Genomic DNA, 16,125 nt, shown 5'->3' with positions numbered 1-16,125 from the left:
GCTTTCCCTAAAGGCCGAGCGCGTACTTGGCCGCACTCATATTGGGCGCATAATCAAGGTTGATCGCACTGAACTCCACCGCGATTTCGGGCTTCAAGACCCTGCCCTCGGTCAAATACTCATTGGTATTCGACGACAAGAAAACGATCGGCGTCGCCAGCCCTGCACCTCTCAAAGCCGATACCGCCTCAAGATAGGTTTCGTAGACCAGGCAATCCTTGGAGGACTCCTTGCCGCGTCTCGCTGGGGCGATGCCGGCGTTGACCCGCGCAAATGCTTTGGCAGGCGTCTGAGGGCTGGGTACGACCTTGTCGAGTTTGGCAAGCCAACGCCCGACAACCGCTCTTGCGCGACCGACATGATCGTCGAGATGAGTGAGGTCAATCGTGCCCGGAGCGCCATAAACGGCGGAAAGGTTGTTGATGCGCTCGACCTGTTCCCGGACTTTCTTGAGATTGCGTTCAGCCTCATCCTGGACAGGTTGGTCGTGATCGGCAAACTCGATCGCCACCTGTTCTGCCATGAGGCATATGAGACGGTCGGATTCCGTCGCCACCACGAGATCGATGGCTGCTTGCCGATCATGCGGTTTCGCCGTCTCGCGTGTCGGATCACGCATGATGTCCAAAATAGAGCATGTATCGATGCACAGCACCGGAACGCCCGCTGATGCAATCGCCTGTGCGTCCATCCGGCTCAGTGCTCATCGTAATAGGCAAGAAGAGCGATCCCTGTCTCAAAATCGCCTGCAAGATTGTGGGCGGACTCCTCGTCCCAGCCGTCCACTTCATGCAGCCAGCGCGCCAATCTGTCGGTGCCGGGCTGGTCACGGCTGCGATGCACGGCGACGAGAAAATCGAACCAACGACGTCGATCCATTGGGTGGCTTGCACCGGTCGATTTGTTCGCCGCGCCGGAAAAGCGCCTTAGCTTTAGCGCGGCATCCGCTGACAACCAGTCATCAATTGTTTGCCGTGGCTCCGTCGTCGTAACGGTGAAGCCGAATTGAGCCGTGACCGGCGCGGCGATACGCGTGATGAAGTCCGCGAGCACGGCATTATATTGGGCAAAGGTAAGGTTTCCCGTCTCTAAGGGAACAATATTCGGGACATAGTAGCCATCACCGGTTCCCCATAGGGTCAGCCCAACCGCCGGATGGTTTTGGCCGGCATCTCGACGAAAAAGAACGACATCCTCCGAGGTCACCGCATTACGCGCGACCTCAGCCGACCTTTCCAGGTCCACTCGCCAGGGATCGATCGCCGCTGCGATTAGTGCTTCGCGCAATTCAGGCCGCTTTGCGATCGGGCCGTGGATGGCCATGTCTTGGAAAACTTCGAGCTTGTCTGTCATACCTCTTCTCTCGATAGATATCGGGTCGCCTTCAGGCCGTCGTGGGGAGCGGGTCGGTTCCCTCGCTCAAGATGGCGAGATATCGCCGGTAACTGAACACGCGGCCCCGTTTCCGCCCGGTGATTTCCTCGACGATGCCGAACCGCTCCAGATCGGCGAGCGCAGCATTGACCGTAGGAGCCGAAAGCCCAGTTTGTTGGACGAGTTGGTTGGCCGTCAGATAGGGGTTCTGCTGAAACAAATCGTGGATACGCAGCGCAGAGCCGGCACGGTCACTCTCCGCCGTGATCCGCTCGCGATCTTCCTTGAACAGATCGACGATCCGGGTTGCGGCGTCGAAAGCTTGATTTGCGGTATCCGCAACGCCGGTGAGGAAGAAATCGAGCCACGCTTCCCATGCCCCGTGCTCGCGCACCTCCTGGAGTAGGCGATAATAGTCCGCGCGATGCGATTTCAGGTACAGGCTCAAATAGAGAAGCGGCTTGCGCAGCACGCCGTTGACGCAGAGATACAGCGTGACCAGCAAGCGGCCGATCCTGCCATTGCCGTCCAGAAACGGGTGGATGGTCTCGAACTGGACATGCAGCAGCCCGGCCTTGATGAGGGCGGGCAGACGCGAACCGTCCTCGTGCATGAAGCGCTCAAGTGCGTCGAGACAAGCATCCATCTCGGTCGGCGGCGGTGGCACGAACAGCGCGTTGCCTGGACGTGAGCCGCCGATCCAGTTCTGCGAGCGCCGAAACTCGCCGGGATTTTTCGTGCCGCCGCGCCCGCTTTGCAGCAGGCGCTGGTGCATCTCGCGGATGAGACGCAGCGACAGCGGCAGGTCTTCCAGCCGGTCCAGCCCGTACATCAACGCATCGACGTAGTTCGACACTTCGCGGATGTCGTCGATCGGCTGGCCCGCCTGTGCCTCAGTTTCGAAGCGGAGCAGGTCCGAGAGAGTCGATTGCGTGCCCTCGATCTGGGATGAAAGGACGGCTTCCTTCCGCACATACATATAGAGGAACAGCTCCTGGCGTGGCAGCAGCATGGTGATGCCGTCCAGCCGCCCCAACGCCCGTTCTGCGAGGCTCAGTTTCTCCAACAGGGCCAGCACGTCGATCGATGGCTCCGGCGGCAATGGGGGCGGCACGAAAGCGCGCACGATCTCACCCGCGACCGGGGTCTCGACAAAACGGCCTAGACGGAGGTTGGGAGCTGATTCGGACATGCCCCATTATGGGCGCGCGTCGTTATTTAAGCAATGGCCGCTTGGCTTAAATAGGGAATGAGCTAAGGTAAGCACTCTTAAATAACGGGCGATACCATCTTGATCAAATGACGGCGGCCATTCCGGATGTTTGACGGAGTATCTCCCGCCTTGACCGCTGATTGCGGTCACTATGCAGCCCCATCCTGATTTGTCCATTCGCCTAAAAAAGCTCGGGCAGACCTGCTTCCCACCTGACCAAGGCATATTGCTCGATGGCATAGTGGGCGCGCAGATGATCGCCCCAAGCAAACCAGTGGCGAAGTGGGCCGTCACCTTCCAACAGGTATCGCGTCATATCTTCACCACTGTCGCCATAAACTGCACCAATCAACTCGGTCAGTGTATCATTTGATTGGTCAGGAGAAAGCTTTTCACCGCGAAGGAAGCCGTTCACGAGCTTCCCGAGAAAGTCGGCAAGGCTCATCGACCCCTCCGGCAAAGCCTGCGGCGAGTGGAAACAAAGTTCCGTTCCCTGCTCAGTGAAGCTGTAGCTGTGCGCCGCCGATGTGATGCGTTTGTGCGGAGGCACCGTGACATGCTCGGCCAACACCGGAATACGCTCAAAGCGCGCGGTGCGCCCACCGTCCTCCAACAGGATGTCTTCCCACTCCCACGGATGATGGCGCCAGAAGCGCGGCCAGCGTGTTAAGCCGGACCAGTGCAGGCTCAATCGATAGGCCGAACGGTCAAGGAATAACGGACATACATAGGCGGCATCGCCCAAATCACGGTGAAGAAGCTTCTCGCGCAGGCGAAGCAGCACATTGTGCTGAAAGTCTCGATGGCTTTCCTGTTTCTGGCGCAGGGGAAAATAGAGTGCGCGGGGTGCGATACTCAGTTCTGCCTTGCGGCGATCGCGGATGATTTTCGAGGTGCTAAAGTCTGGGTAAGCAGCGGGCCGCTTGAACTGCATATAAAAGGGGCGAAACCCGCGAATAGCGCTATGCAATCGCGCATCCGCACCCAGCCATCGCTCCGCCGCCCATGAGAAGGGTTCAATTGTAAAGCGTTGACGTGGAAATCCGAGCAGCGTCAGAAAGGACTCTAAAGCAAAGCCCACGACATCCTCAGTGTAATTCGCATCAATCCGAAGCCCGTTTTTCTTCATAACTTACTCAGTCGATTCGCACGTCGAAGTGTGGGATGATTCTACTGAGCCGTCCGAGCATTTGGGTTCGCTCACGATCCAATTCGGCGGCGGCACTAGGTTCCACCATGAAGGTCGGACAGTCAGGTTGACCGCACTGACAATGCCGGATGCTGCCCTCGTCCAGCCCGCGTTTGAAGAGGCGACGCAGTGCATCTAGCGCACGCACCGTCTGTTGTAATTCGCCACGTATGCCCGATGAAATGCGGCTGAACGGGCGGTTCTTCGGGGTCTATGGCAGCCATTCGGCAGTTTCTGCCGCCACCGCGGATGGCGCGATCAACGGGCTCGGTGTCTTTGGCGGGCTTTACGGCGCGCGCCGGTTCGCGGGCGAGGGGATGTTTGATTATTATCTTGGCGCGGCAGCGGGCCGGCACAGCTTCAGCTTCGATTTCGCGCGCACGACCACGATCACCGCCAAGGGCGATTACACCTATTTCGCGGTTCTCGCGGGCGGGGCTGTGTCGCGCCAGTATCGCACCGAGCGCTGGCTGGTGACGCCGCGGCTCGGCCTCGATCTGGCCTATGCGCCGAGCGCGAATGTCTCAGTGACGGCGCGACAGGGCGGCTATTCGGAAACCGGGGGCTTAGGGCTTGGCGCGGTCGGCAACTGGCGGATATTTTTCGAGACCGAATTCAGCAACGCCCTGTCGGAAGCCGAAAGCCTCCCTTATCAGCTCTCCCTGATCCCCGCGCTTCTGTGCGAAGGCGGGATCGAACAGGGCAGCGACTGCGGTTTCGGCCTCGGCCTCGGGCTTTTCAGCCAGGATCCGGATCAGGAAAGCCGGTGGTCGGCCGAGATCGACGCGAGTGCGACGCAGACGCGACGGACGATTGCGCTAGAGCTGACCTACACGCGCAGGATCGAGGCTCTCAAGGGCGAGCTTGAGGCCGGGGTCTCGCTTGAAAGCGGCACCCGCCCCTTAGCGACAGTCAGGCTCAATTCGCGATTCTGAGCTTTCCCGTTCGAGGTATCTGCTCATGCCCGGTCCTCGCGCCTTCCGGTCTTCACTGTTGGCAGTCGACCGACGGCTTGGGCTGAGTCTGGCAATGACCTATGTTAGGCTTGAATGTCCGAAGAGCGCAGGGAGCTGCCCTTGCGGGGCTCCGGTGCCGAACGGCGCAGATCCACGTGCCCGCCCCTTTGCGGACATTCGTGGGTGTCGCTGCGGATGGCCGGTCACAGCCCATCCCGGCCCCTCGTGCGCGACGCAGCGCGAATCATGGCACAGTCACAGGGGGCGGATTCCGGTCGCTCGCTACGGAGTCGACGGACGGCCGCTTTGGGGCCGCCAGGCGACTGTCGGCTTCAAAACTGGTGTAGCTAGAAGCGGCCATTCGTTCAGGCTGCTCGCCCTAACGCGGAGCACACAAGCACCATTCGGAGCGCCTTACCGGCTCCTCAAATTCGTTCGTTCATTTGGTTCGCCGCGCCGCTCGAGGCGAAAAATAGACGTAGATGGGCTGGCGGAAGGGCGCTCGGGGGTTAGCGCGCTGGGCTGTGACTAGCGGATTGGTTCAAACGGCTGTTGCCGCCGCCAGCGCGGAAGGGATAGCTTTGACAACAAAATCCGGACGTGAGCCCCAGCTGGTTCGCGATGCACCTGGCGATTAACCAAGCGCCTGCAGGTGATAGAGAGGAACGAGCATTGAGCGCGAGGCCAGGCGACTTTACCGAGACGATCAAGAAGCTCCTGGCGGATCGCGCCGGACACGAGTGCAGCATGCCATATTGCCGGGTCCGGACCGTCGGTCCGGGTGCTGCCGCGACCCAGACCGCCAAGGTCGGGCAGGCCTCGCACATTTACAGCGCTGGATTGAATGGGCCGCGCGGCCGGGGCGGATTGTCCGATGACCAGCTCGCCGACCCAAGCAACGGCATCTGGACCTGCGAGTTGCACGGCAAGGACGTGGACAATAACAAGGGCGACGCCTTCCCCGCCGGCCTCCTACGAAGCTGGAAGGAACTGCATGAGGCGCGGGTCAAGCGAATGAGCACGGGCGCTCCAGCGGAGCGCTGGGTCGAACGCGTCCGGTTCATGAGGACGCCGCTGTTCGAGCCGGACAGCGTCCTCTATCTCGGCAAGGTGACAGTCATCGGCGGGACCAATGGTGCCGGCAAGACTGCGATCTGCGAGTGGGTGGGAGCCGTGCGCGACAAGGGATTGCTCGATCGCTGGACCGGGAGTCTCGCGTTGCACGCCATCAACCTCGAGATCTCTTTCACCTCCGACAAGGAGCACGTGCTCGGCATGGGCATACCAGTTGGCGGGACGGCTCGGTTCACGCTCGACGGGGCGCCGCAGCTGGCTCCGCCGCTGGCCATCGACACGGTGTTCCTAAGGGAACGCTACCTCCCGCCCGACGCCGAGGACGACCTCCGCGGCCTCGCGAAGTTCTTCTCGGTCGACGCCGACACGATCCGCCTCGTCGCCGAGGAGGTAGGCGCGAGCGGGAACAAGCGCTTTCGCCACATGGGATTCGAGCCGGTCCCCCTAGATGAGGGAGAGCCGCCGGAAAGCGTCATTCACGAAGACGGGGCGCCGAAGATGCAGCTCATCGTCGAAACGTATTCGCCGGCCGAGCGCTACCCGCTCTCGAACTTCAGCGGCAGCGTCCATACGGAGGTGCTGCTTTCGATGGCCATCGAACTTGCGAAGTTCAAGAGCCGATCTCTGCCAACCCTGCTGCTAATCGAGGCTGCTGGCTGGGGGTTCGCGAAAGAGGTCTTCAGGCAGGTGGCAGGCCCGATCGATGAATGCGCAAAGCACTGCCAGGTCATAATTATCGAACCACACAACAGGCTGGATCGTACCCGGATGCACGAACACGAGTGGGTTCAATACGAGATCGACATGCCTCCGATCACGCGTGGCCTGCCCCGACCTCCGGCGAAGCTGAAACTGCAGTGAGGTGCCGCAACCCCTTGCCCATCGCGGGATCGGTTTCCCCGACCACGGCCCTCTCTGTCTATGACGCAAGCGCCATGAAGCGGCTGACGTCCTCGGGGGCGATCTGCACCCGGATCTACGTGGGCAGCAACCCCGCGATCTTCTCCAGCAGCGCGAGCCGGGAAACCGGAGAGCCGGCTTTGCGGAAAAGCGCCTTTCCGTATTTGCGCAGGAAGAGAACCGTAGCGCCTTCGTCGGCCTCATAGGCGAGCTTCCAGTCCCAGGCGCCAATGGCGTCGGACGCGCCGAAAGCGGTTTCCATCGCATCGCGCAGGATCGCAGTATAGACGCGCTGGCCGCGTTCGAGATGGGGAAGGAGGAGATTGGCAGTGGCCAGGATCGCGGGTGCGGCGCCGAACGGCGTGACCGGATCGGTCACGGGAGACGAGATGTTCATGTCGGGGATCCTCGGAAAGCGGGAGGGACAAGCCCGGACAGCGCTCTCGCTCGACCACCCGGTCTCAACCCGTCCCGGCCCCTCTCTGACTCGGCACCTCATGCCCCATCACCTCGCAGACCCGAGGGCGGCAGCGCTCCGCCATCAACTTTCGCAAGGCTTCATTGATTGTAATCGATATTCATGAGATACACCGACTTAAGATCAATCATCGGAGCCAAGAACTGAATTTCATGGGACGGTCGCAAAAGAATCCATTTTCAGGCGCCGTAACCGTTTTTCACGAGCGCTGGCTCCCTGAGGAGGCTGCACCTGCGGGCTATGCTGCTCTGATCGATGCCTATGCGCTCGCAACACCCCTGCCCCGCATAATTTCCGCGATCGGCCCACGTCACAAAGTCTACGAGGCCGAAGGCTGGCGGCTCTACACGCCCCGCCATGCACCCGAAGCGAGCCTCATCGGTCATCTGACCTTCGCGCTGCGCTACGAGGGGCTGGATCTGGCGGTTCTCAAGCGGCTGTTCAAGGCAACCGGGCCGGAGCCGATCCAGGCCATTGTCGAGGCTGCCCCGACAGGCAGCTACGCGCGCAGGATCTGGTTCCTCTACGAATGGCTCCTCGGCGCGGAATTGGATCTGCCCCACGCCACGCGCGGCAATTACGCGCCCGTGGTCGATGCCAAGCTCCAATGGGACGCAGAGGGCACTCCCTCGCCGCGCCACCGGGTCCGCAACAACCTGCCCGGCACCCCGGATTTCTGCCCGATGATCTTCCGCACAGCGGCCATCGAAGCCTTTATCGCCCGCGATCTGGCAGCCGAGGCCCGCGCGGTGCTGGCCGAGGTGCCCTCCGATCTGCTCGCGCGCACGGCGGCCTTCCTGCTGCTCAAGGATTCACGGTCCAGTTTCCAGATCGAAGGCGAGAACCCGCCCCAGGATCGTATCCGGCGCTGGGGCCAGATCATCGGTGAAGCCGGACGGCATCGGATCGACCGGGCAGAACTCGAACGTCTGCAACGTATCGTCATCGGCGATGCCCGCTTCGTCCATCTGGGCCTGCGGCAGGACGGCGGCTTCATTGGCGAGCACGACCGCACGACCGGCGCCCCCTTGCCCGATCACGTCAGCGCCCGGCATGAAGACCTGCCTGCGCTGATCGCAGGGCTCGAAGCGTTCGACCGCGACATTGCCCCGGGCCTCGACCCTGTTCTGGCGGCTGCCGGCCTCGCCTTTGGTTTCGTCTATATCCACCCGTTTGAGGACGGCAACGGGCGCCTCCATCGCTACCTGATCCACCACGTGCTTGCTGCACGCGGTTTCAATCCGCCCGGGCTGGTCTTCCCGGTGTCGGCGGTGATCCTCGAACGGATCGAGGCTTACCGGCAGGTGCTCGAGAGCTATTCGCGTCGACTGCTGCCCCATGTCAGCTGGCGCCCAACCGATCGCGGTAACGTCGAGGTGCTGAACGACACCGGCGATTTCTATCGCTTCTTCGATGCCACGCCCCATGCCGAATTCCTCTTCGCCTGCGTGGCCCAGACAATCGACCATGACCTGCCAGCAGAGACCCGGTTCCTGCGTGCCTACGACGGGTTCAAGTCCCGCGTCTCGGGCCTGATCGACATGCCGGACCGCGTGCTCGACCTGCTGTTTCGTTTCCTGCACCAGAACGGCGGCAGACTCTCCGGACGCGCCAGAGCGAAAGAGTTCGCCGCTCTGACCGACGTGGAGGCCGACCGGATCGAAGCCATCTATGCGGAGTTGCGGGAGGAGTTCTGAGGCCGAACCTCCTCACCCAAACCGTTGGCCGGCTTCGGTGAAGGTGTAACCGTTGGCGATGATGGCCTCATCGACGACCTCATCCGAGGCAGATAGTCGTATTCGCGCTTGAACTGGCGGTAGAGCCGGCGGGCCAGATCGCGCAACGCCTCGATAACCACCTCCTCGGCATTGGCGGTCACCCGTGAGCCAGAATTGAGAGTCAGATACTGCTGATGCGTACCACGGTGCTCTTGGCGAACGGAGGCGCTTCAGCGATAGGTATCAGAGGCTCTCGCTCCGGCCCTTGATCCGATGTGGGAACAAATCCCCTCCTCCGTCTCGACCCGCATTGTTCGACGATACCGAGAGCCTTCCGAACCGCACCTCTGAGCTTTGCCGCCAACCTTTAGTGATGCCCACCTACTTTAGGCCACGGCGCGCATGGGCTCAATCGCGGGAACAGACCACGCAAATGTTTTGGAATTTTGAGGTTAATGGCGCACCCGACAGGATTCGAACCTGTGACCCCTGCCTTCGGAGGACTGTTTTGGCCTCTCCGTTCCCCTCGTGTTCACCTTTCTCACCGCGTTTTGTTCACCTTCAGAATGTACTGTTTTGCGTCAATCTGTTACGCGTAACAGTTACTCCACGGCGCAGATCTCGCCGCCCGAAAGCCGCCGCGCGCCCCCAAGAGAGCGATGCAAAGCGAAGGACGCGGACGGAGCAGAGCTCAGGTGCCGTGCGGCGCGGATCCGCGTGCTCGGCTCATTGCCGCCGGTCTGCCCTTCTGGCGCATGTCGCCAGAGCGGCCGGTTGATCGTGCTGCAGCGAGGAAACGAGCAACCCAAAGCGCCCGGTCATGCGAGGCGCGGCGCAAGGTCTGGCGTTTGCACGAGAGACAAGGCGGACGGTCATCGTGGGCGGGCCGTGCCCGCCTTTCCGGCGCTTGGCTCACCCTCGCGCCGCCGCCGCCCCGCCCGAAGCGCAAATCTGCGCCAGTGGCTGCGGCCGGCCAAAGCGGAACCCCTGCGCCTCGTCGCAGCCAAGGCCCCGCAACAGATCGGTCGCCTCTTCGGTCTCCACCCCCTCGGCCACGGTCGCCAACCCCAGCCCCCGCGCCAGATCCGTGATCGCGCGCAGGATCGGCAGGTTGCGCCCCTGCGCCGCCAGCCCCAGCACGAAGGATTTGTCGATCTTGATGCGGTCCACCGGCAGGTCGCGCAGATGCGTGAGCGAGGCGAAGCCGGTGCCGAAATCGTCAAGCGCGATCGTCGCCCCGGCCGCGCGCAGCCGCTCGAACCCGGCGATCAGATCCTCGGTGCTCTGGCCCAGCAGCGCGGTCTCGACGATCTCGAGCTCGAGCTGCGCCGGCGTCAGCCCTGCCGCCGCGATCCGGGCCAGCAGATCGGCGGCGAAATCGGCCCGGCGCAGGCTGTGATCGGAGAAATTCACCGCCACCCGGCCCAGCGCCGCGCCCTGCCCGGCCAGATCGGCAAGCACCCGGCGCAGCACCGCCGCGTCGATCAGCGCGGCGCAATCGGGGTCGTCGAACGCCACCCACCAGGCGCCCGGCGCGCTGATCGTGCCATCGGCAAGGCGGATCCGCGCAAGCGCCTCGTGGCCGGTGACACCTCCGTCGGCCAGCCGGATCTTCGGCTGATACCAGGCCTCGATCCGATCCTCGCGCGCGGCCTCGCGCACGGTGGAGAGGGCCGCGGCCAGCGCGGCGCGCCGGGCCTCGGCGGTGGCCAGCGTGGCGCCGCGCAGAAAGGCCGCACCGCTGTGCCCGGCGCGCCTGACCTCGCTCAGCGCCGCCTTGGCACGGGCCCAGAGCGCCTCGGCGGTGCGCGCATCGGCGGGCCGCGTCGCCATGCCAAGCGCCACGCGCAACTGCACCGCCGCGCCCGAGCTGGCCAGCGGCACCCGCAGTGCCGCCTGCACCGCCCCGGCAAGCCGCTCGGCCAGCGCATCGGGGTCGGTGCCGGGCGGCGCGGGCACCACGAGCGCGAATTCCTCGCCCGACAGCCGCGCCGCAAGCCCCTCGGCGGGCATCAGCGCGGCGAGCCGCCCGCCGATTTCGCGCAGCATCGCATCGGCGCGCGCCTCGCCATAATCCTGCACCCGCACGGCGAAATCGGGCAGATCGACCAGGAGGAGCGCCAGCCCCCGATCCTCGGCGCAGGCCTCGGCCAGCCGCGCGCGACACCATTGCCGGTTCGCCAGCCCCGTCACCTCGTCGACATGCGCCAGATGCCAGAGCCGCTGACGATCCTCCTGCGCGCGGCTGATATCGGCGAGCACGCCCTGCACCCGCGCCACCTTGCCCTTCTCCCACAAAGCCTCGCCATAGATGCGGATCTGCCGGCGCTGGCCCGCCGGGGTCACGATCGCCGCCTCGACATCGAGCGGCGCGCGCAGGGTCTCGGGCGCCTCGAACAGCCGCGCGAGCCGCGCCCGCAACGGCTCCGAGGCGAGCCGGTCGAGCACATCGGCCAGCCCGGGCGCCGCCGCGGGCAAAAGCCCCAAAATCCGCAGCACCTGATCGGAGGCGTCGAACACCCGCAGCGCCGGATCGAAGGACCAGGCGCCGACCTCGGCCATGCGCTCGATCTGCCCCAGCCAATGCGCCCGCATCCGCGCCAGCGCCTCGAGCCGGGCCTGCCCGTCCGCGTCGCTGTGCCGCCGCGCGGCATCGACCAGCACCAGCGTGGCGCCCGTATCGCCCTCCGTCTCCGCGCCCCCCAGCCGCCGCGCGCTCAGAAGGCAGCGCCGCACGCCCCCCGCGGCATCGGGCAGGGGCAGCGAGATTTCGTCGAGCCGCCCGGTCAGGCGCAGCTGCGGCGCCAGATGGGTGAGCCAAAACACCCGCCCCGCCGGCGACAGAACCTGCGCCAGATCGCGCCCGAGCACCGCCTCGGGCGCGCGCCCGACCCAGCGCAGGAATTCGGCATTGGCGGCGCGAACGCGGCCCGCGGCGTCGATCTCGACGAGGCCACAGGGCGCGCGGTCGGCCGCGGCGCCAAACGGGGGCCCGCTTTGCCCCGAGGCCGGACTCACCGGTCCGCGCCCCCCGTTTTCGTGCCCCCCGGTTCCACCCCCTCGGGCGCGGGCGCAAGCCCAGCGAGGATCGCCTCGGCGACGATGTCGGGATGGCTCAGATGCGGGCAATGGCCGTGGCTTTCGAGCCGCATCAGGCGGCTGCCGGGGATCGCGCGATGCACGAACTCGACCGCCGGATCGGGGGCGATCGGGTCGTCTTGCGATTGCAGGATCAGCGTCGGCACCTGCAGCTTCGGCAGCGCGGCACGGGCATCGACGAAGAAGGTGGCGCGGGCGAAGGCCGAGGCGATCTCGGGGTCGTTGCGGCGCAGCCGTTGCGCGAAATCGCTCGCCAGTTCGGGGCGGTCGGGGTTGCCGGTGGCGATCGGCGCGAAGCCCTTGACCCAATCGGCGAAATTGCTGTCGAGCAGGTCGAGCAGGTCCTCGACGGTGTCGCGGCTGAAGCCGCCGGTATAACCCTCGGTGTCGATGTAGCGCGCCGAGGGGCCGATCATCACCAGCGCGGCGAAAAGATCGGGCCGCTCGATCGCGGCGAGGGCGCCGATCATCGAAGAGACCGAATGGCCGACGAAGCGCACCGGGCCGAGCCTGAGCCGGTCGAGGAGCGCCAGCAGATCCTCGACATAGCCGCGCAGGGTGGCGTGGCGCCGGCGGTCGTACAGATCGCCCGCCGCCTGACCGCAGCCGGCATGATCGAACAGCACCACGCGGTAGTGCGGCGCGAGCAGCGGCGCCACCGCGCGCCACACCGACTGGTCGCAGCCATAGCCATGCGCCAGCATCAGCGGCACCTCGCCCGCGCCGATCTGGCAAAGGTTGTGGCGGCCATCGTCGAGCATGGCGGGCAAATCTCCTTCAGGTTGACTCGCTCGGGCGAGGAACAGCTTAGGACGGAAACTGCGGCCTGAAAACGGGGCGAAAGAGAAAACGTTCGCGTTTTGGGCTTGTTTTGGCGCGCGCCCCAAGCGGCATCAGGTCTCGGCATGGTTCTTGCTGCGCGGTAGCGAGGCGATGGCGAAGGCGTCAGGAAGGGTGACAGGATGGATGTGATCTTTTGGGAAAAACCCGGTTGTGTCGGGAATGCGCGGCAAAAGGCGGTGCTTGAAGCCGCGGGGCACCGGCTCGAGGTGCGCGATCTGTTGCGCGCGCCTTGGACCGCGCAAAGCCTGCGGCCCTTCTTCGGCGCCCGGCCGGTGGCGGAATGGTTCAACGCCGCCGCGCCGCGGGTCCGGTCGAGCGAGTTGCGCCCCGACAGCCTCACCGAGGCCGAGGCGCTGGCCTTGATGCTCGACGATCCGCTGCTGATCCGGCGCCCGCTGATGCAGGTGGGCGAAGACCGCCGCGCCGGGTTCGAAACCGCGCAGGTGGCGGCCTGGATCGGCCTGGACCCCGGCGCGCCCTCGGTGAACGATGCCTGTCCGCGCCGCGAGGGGTAAGGGCTGAGGGGAGGGCGCTTGCGTTACCCGATCTGCGCCGCGAGCGCGCGGTCGAGCCGCGCGGCAGTGGCGCGAAAGGCGGCCAATGGTTGCCATCGTCGCGCTTATGAGAAAGCTCCTCCTGACTGCCAACGCCCTCCTCAAGGCCGATCGCCTTTGGCCCCCGAAACCCGCTTGACCAAGACGGATACTCACTGTCCGCAATCTGCGCGTCGCGCTCTGCGCGAGACGTGAACGACCGCATTCCCGGATTGCTGCGGGTGCAATGCCGCAACCTCACCGTCGGCTCTCCGCCCGTTGCGAAGGCTCCATGATTCGCTCTGCGTCCCGCACGAGGGGCCGGGATGGGCTGCTAGATCCCCACGCTGCGGCGCGTCCGAATGGCTTCTGAAGGACACCAGCCGCTCAGTGCCGCTTCGCCCAGTTGATCACGGTCGGCAATCAATTGAGCTGGTCACTGCCACCGATCGCACCGCCGAGCATGGTCGCCAAAGCTGCCGCTCCGACGAATCGCAACGATAGGGCCGAGCAGCCCATTCCGGCCCCTTGTGCGGGGCGCACCGCGAGTCATGGCGCAGTCACAGAGGGCGGTCTGCCGACGGTGATGTCGCGGCATCGCGGGCGCAGCAATCGGCGATAGCTGCCGTTCGTAACCACCTCGAGGCGGATGCTACGCGCGCAACGCGGCGGTTCGCTCAACTAGGTGGGGCAATTCATTCAGGTAACGCCGTTCGCGCGGCGGATCATGGCTGCCAACTCTCCGATACGAGTCCTCAAATCGAGAATTCCTAAGTCAGCGGGTTGCCCACATACGTGCATAGCTGCACCGACTTTGTCTCCCTTAGTGTAAAGCACATCCCCAGCCGATGTCGTTTTCCTTCTGACAAAGTAAAATGCGTGATCAAACTGGCCGACCTTGTCCGGTCTCTGATAGATGGTCGGATGACAGGCTTTAAGGGCTTCCTGCAGCACAGTGGCGTCTACGTAGTTTTCGATCTCCCGCCCTTTGGTTATCCAAACAACACATTCGCTGTCTTTCATTTCCTCGCGAAGTCGCTGGGCAGCAGGCTTAAGCGGAGCTCGCGGGCTGCTCTTATCGCTATCGATCACAATGGCGAGGTTTCGGTTCAGTTGCCGCAGCCTGATAAACTCCTCCAGCGCATTGTCATCTGCGCTGAGGTGCCTGATCAAACTGCCTCCGTAAAACAAAATGCTGTAGTGGATGCCTTCGATCATTTCCGGAGCCATGTCTTGCAGCCAATGGCGGATATAAATGCGATCTGATGGCCCCTCTACCCAAACGACAGCGTTGGCCTGTACGATGTCCGATGCGCGGTATCCAAGTTCATCAACTACGCGACGCTGATCTGATTTAAGGACGGCGCTTTTGATATAGGTCTGGCTACCATCGTTGCGTACGTGAAACACCGACGCTCCTAGTGTGTCAATAAAGGCCGCAGAATGCGTCGCAATGAAGTATTGGTTGGTCGTGTGTTTTTGAAGATACCTGATCAGCTTGCGCTGCAGGACTGGGTGAAGATGTATCTCCGGCTCCTCGATGCACATGATCCTGTTCTGGTGGATCGTGCAAAATGCCGCGATCAAGATAACCTCATGAATGCCCGTTCCTAGTGAGGAAAGGGGAAGCACTTTGTCATCCATGTGGACCAAGAGGTGCTGCCTCCCGCTTGGCACCTCCAGTTCAGCATCCGTCTTGCCCGTGACCACACGCAAGAATTCGTTGATCTGATCGAAGGTCTTTTTCCTCTCTCTTTCATGATGGTCAGGGTTCTGCAGCTCTGCGAGATGGTCAATGAGCCCCTTCCCAGTAAGGTCATCAAAGGTCTCATTTTTCGGGCCAAGCTGTCGCTTCGCTGGTATCAACATGCTTTCCGGAAGGCTCACTTGCGAAAACTTAGCGATTTGGGCCAATGTTTCCGGAACCCAATGTCGCATTAAGCCACCGCCGCTGCTCCCAGTAAGGGCGTTCCACAATTCATACCAGGCGTCCTCACTCACCCAACTGACTGCAGATTTCTCATCTGGATATTTCAGTAAACTACCTGTCTCGGCGTTGCCTGTCGGTTTGATCCACAGATGGTCTTTGAAGCTCATATGATGTATGATCTCTTTGACAGTGGCCGCGAGATTGGTGTTGCGAATAGGGATTTTCGACAGTTTCTCATGGAAATGAGACACTGCGAAGGCAGCAGGAAAACCGACGGCCGCCATAAATTCACCACTGGTCGACCCTCGATAGCCATCTACGTTAAAGTTCAACGGTCTCGACGCTATATTGCCTTTGCGAAAGGGAAGACGCTCGTTGAGGAAATTGAGAACAATGGACTTGCCAGCGTTGTTCGCTCCGATGAAAAAATTCATCTCGGAGAACGGTGCAACAAACTGCGTTTCAGGGCCGATCCCCCTGTAAAATTGTAGTGCTATCGCGCTGAGATAGATAGGCATGAGGAATATTCCAATGTGCTGCAGCCACCTTCTTGTACCACCTTGAGGCAGAAAGACCATATCAGGAAGGATTTCTGCGAACTCTACAGGTGATGTAAGGCATGAGAAACCACAGTTAGATGCGTCACGAAAGGTACATTGGTTTGAGTGGCCGCGATGAGGCTGCGTACGCCTTACGCCGCGCCACACTCAAGCGGCCGCTTAGCAGGTCGCTGAAATAGTCGGCCTCGACCTTGGATGCAGAACATGATTCACCCCTTCTCACGGCGAGAGGGGATCATGATGCGGGGCACGGACGAG

The 16,125-nt window shown here is 62.8% G+C and carries 12 protein-coding genes and 1 pseudogene; 4 read left to right on the top strand and 9 right to left on the bottom strand.

What is annotated here, in order from left to right; all coding sequences use genetic code 11:
* Positions 1–7: 7 nt before the first annotated feature.
* From CRO22_RS12380 to CRO22_RS12365, 4 genes are all read right to left on the bottom strand, one after another.
* Entirely contained in the window at positions 8–691 is a 684-nt protein-coding gene (locus CRO22_RS12380; protein WP_097070475.1) for a PIN domain-containing protein, read from the bottom strand.
* 5 nt (positions 692–696) lie between these two features.
* Complete coding sequence (locus CRO22_RS12375; RefSeq protein ID WP_217991899.1) at positions 697–1,353, bottom strand: hypothetical protein; 657 nt, start codon at positions 1,351–1,353, stop codon at positions 697–699.
* A 31-nt stretch (positions 1,354–1,384) separates the two neighbouring features.
* Positions 1,385–2,566, bottom strand: coding sequence for a Fic family protein (locus CRO22_RS12370; RefSeq protein WP_097070474.1), 1,182 nt, complete (start codon positions 2,564–2,566; stop codon positions 1,385–1,387).
* A 202-nt stretch (positions 2,567–2,768) separates the two neighbouring features.
* Positions 2,769–3,716 (bottom strand): hypothetical protein, encoded by a 948-nt coding sequence (locus CRO22_RS12365; RefSeq protein ID WP_097070473.1) that lies wholly within the window; start codon positions 3,714–3,716, stop codon positions 2,769–2,771.
* Between the two features lie 230 nt (positions 3,717–3,946).
* Between CRO22_RS12365 and CRO22_RS12360 the strand changes: the two genes are divergently transcribed.
* A complete protein-coding gene (locus CRO22_RS12360) occupies positions 3,947–4,711 on the top strand; it encodes an autotransporter outer membrane beta-barrel domain-containing protein (RefSeq protein ID WP_141399446.1) in 765 nt (254 codons plus the stop codon).
* Positions 4,712–5,404: 693 nt separating this feature from the next.
* On the top strand, positions 5,405–6,667 hold the full coding sequence (locus CRO22_RS12355) for a hypothetical protein (RefSeq protein WP_097070471.1): 1,263 nt from the start codon (positions 5,405–5,407) through the stop codon (positions 6,665–6,667).
* Positions 6,668–6,782: 115 nt separating this feature from the next.
* Here CRO22_RS12355 and CRO22_RS12350 read toward each other — a convergent pair whose 3' ends face one another.
* Positions 6,783–7,103, bottom strand: a complete 321-nt coding sequence (locus tag CRO22_RS12350; RefSeq protein WP_449314198.1) for a hypothetical protein — start codon at positions 7,101–7,103, stop codon at positions 6,783–6,785.
* Between the two features lie 233 nt (positions 7,104–7,336).
* On the opposite strand from CRO22_RS12350, the gene CRO22_RS12345 reads away from it, so the two are divergent.
* Entirely contained in the window at positions 7,337–8,881 is a 1,545-nt protein-coding gene (locus tag CRO22_RS12345) for a Fic family protein (protein ID WP_097070470.1), read from the top strand.
* 12 nt (positions 8,882–8,893) lie between these two features.
* Here CRO22_RS12345 and CRO22_RS19210 read toward each other — a convergent pair.
* The 3 genes and pseudogenes from CRO22_RS19210 to CRO22_RS12325 form a co-directional block, all read right to left on the bottom strand.
* A pseudogene (locus CRO22_RS19210) lies at positions 8,894–9,063 on the bottom strand (antitoxin of toxin-antitoxin stability system); the annotation flags it as partial.
* Between the two features lie 751 nt (positions 9,064–9,814).
* Positions 9,815–11,920, bottom strand: a complete 2,106-nt coding sequence (locus CRO22_RS12330; RefSeq protein ID WP_176518634.1) for a putative bifunctional diguanylate cyclase/phosphodiesterase — start codon at positions 11,918–11,920, stop codon at positions 9,815–9,817.
* A complete protein-coding gene (locus CRO22_RS12325; protein ID WP_097070468.1) occupies positions 11,917–12,762 on the bottom strand; it encodes an alpha/beta fold hydrolase in 846 nt (281 codons plus the stop codon). Before CRO22_RS12325 ends, CRO22_RS12330 begins: the two co-directional genes overlap by 4 nt.
* A gap of 201 nt (positions 12,763–12,963) precedes the next feature.
* On the opposite strand from CRO22_RS12325, the gene CRO22_RS12320 reads away from it, so the two are divergent.
* Complete coding sequence (locus CRO22_RS12320) at positions 12,964–13,359, top strand: ArsC/Spx/MgsR family protein (protein ID WP_097070467.1); 396 nt, start codon at positions 12,964–12,966, stop codon at positions 13,357–13,359.
* Between the two features lie 717 nt (positions 13,360–14,076).
* Here CRO22_RS12320 and CRO22_RS12315 read toward each other — a convergent pair.
* Positions 14,077–15,825: an AAA family ATPase gene (locus CRO22_RS12315; RefSeq protein ID WP_176518633.1), complete on the bottom strand. Its 1,749-nt coding sequence runs from the start codon at positions 15,823–15,825 to the stop codon at positions 14,077–14,079.
* Positions 15,826–16,125 lie beyond the last annotated feature (300 nt).

This window comes from Rhodobacter maris (assembly GCF_900217815.1).
GTDB lineage: Bacteria > Pseudomonadota > Alphaproteobacteria > Rhodobacterales > Rhodobacteraceae > Rhodobacter > Rhodobacter maris.
The sequence above is the reverse complement of the archived record's forward strand: the minus strand, read 5'-3'. Positions and strand labels throughout refer to the sequence as shown.

Coding starts and splice junctions, on each gene's coding strand:
- CRO22_RS12380 (WP_097070475.1), bottom strand. CDS start 691: ATGGACGCACAGGCGATTGCATCAGCGGGCGTTCCGGTGCTGTGCATC.
- CRO22_RS12375 (WP_217991899.1), bottom strand. CDS start 1,353: ATGACAGACAAGCTCGAAGTTTTCCAAGACATGGCCATCCACGGCCCG.
- CRO22_RS12370 (WP_097070474.1), bottom strand. CDS start 2,566: ATGTCCGAATCAGCTCCCAACCTCCGTCTAGGCCGTTTTGTCGAGACC.
- CRO22_RS12365 (WP_097070473.1), bottom strand. CDS start 3,716: ATGAAGAAAAACGGGCTTCGGATTGATGCGAATTACACTGAGGATGTC.
- CRO22_RS12360 (WP_141399446.1), top strand. CDS start 3,947: ATGCCCGATGAAATGCGGCTGAACGGGCGGTTCTTCGGGGTCTATGGC.
- CRO22_RS12350 (WP_449314198.1), bottom strand. CDS start 7,103: ATGAACATCTCGTCTCCCGTGACCGATCCGGTCACGCCGTTCGGCGCC.
- CRO22_RS12345 (WP_097070470.1), top strand. CDS start 7,337: ATGGGACGGTCGCAAAAGAATCCATTTTCAGGCGCCGTAACCGTTTTT.
- CRO22_RS12325 (WP_097070468.1), bottom strand. CDS start 12,762: ATGCTCGACGATGGCCGCCACAACCTTTGCCAGATCGGCGCGGGCGAG.
- CRO22_RS12320 (WP_097070467.1), top strand. CDS start 12,964: ATGGATGTGATCTTTTGGGAAAAACCCGGTTGTGTCGGGAATGCGCGG.
- CRO22_RS12315 (WP_176518633.1), bottom strand. CDS start 15,825: ATGCCTATCTATCTCAGCGCGATAGCACTACAATTTTACAGGGGGATC.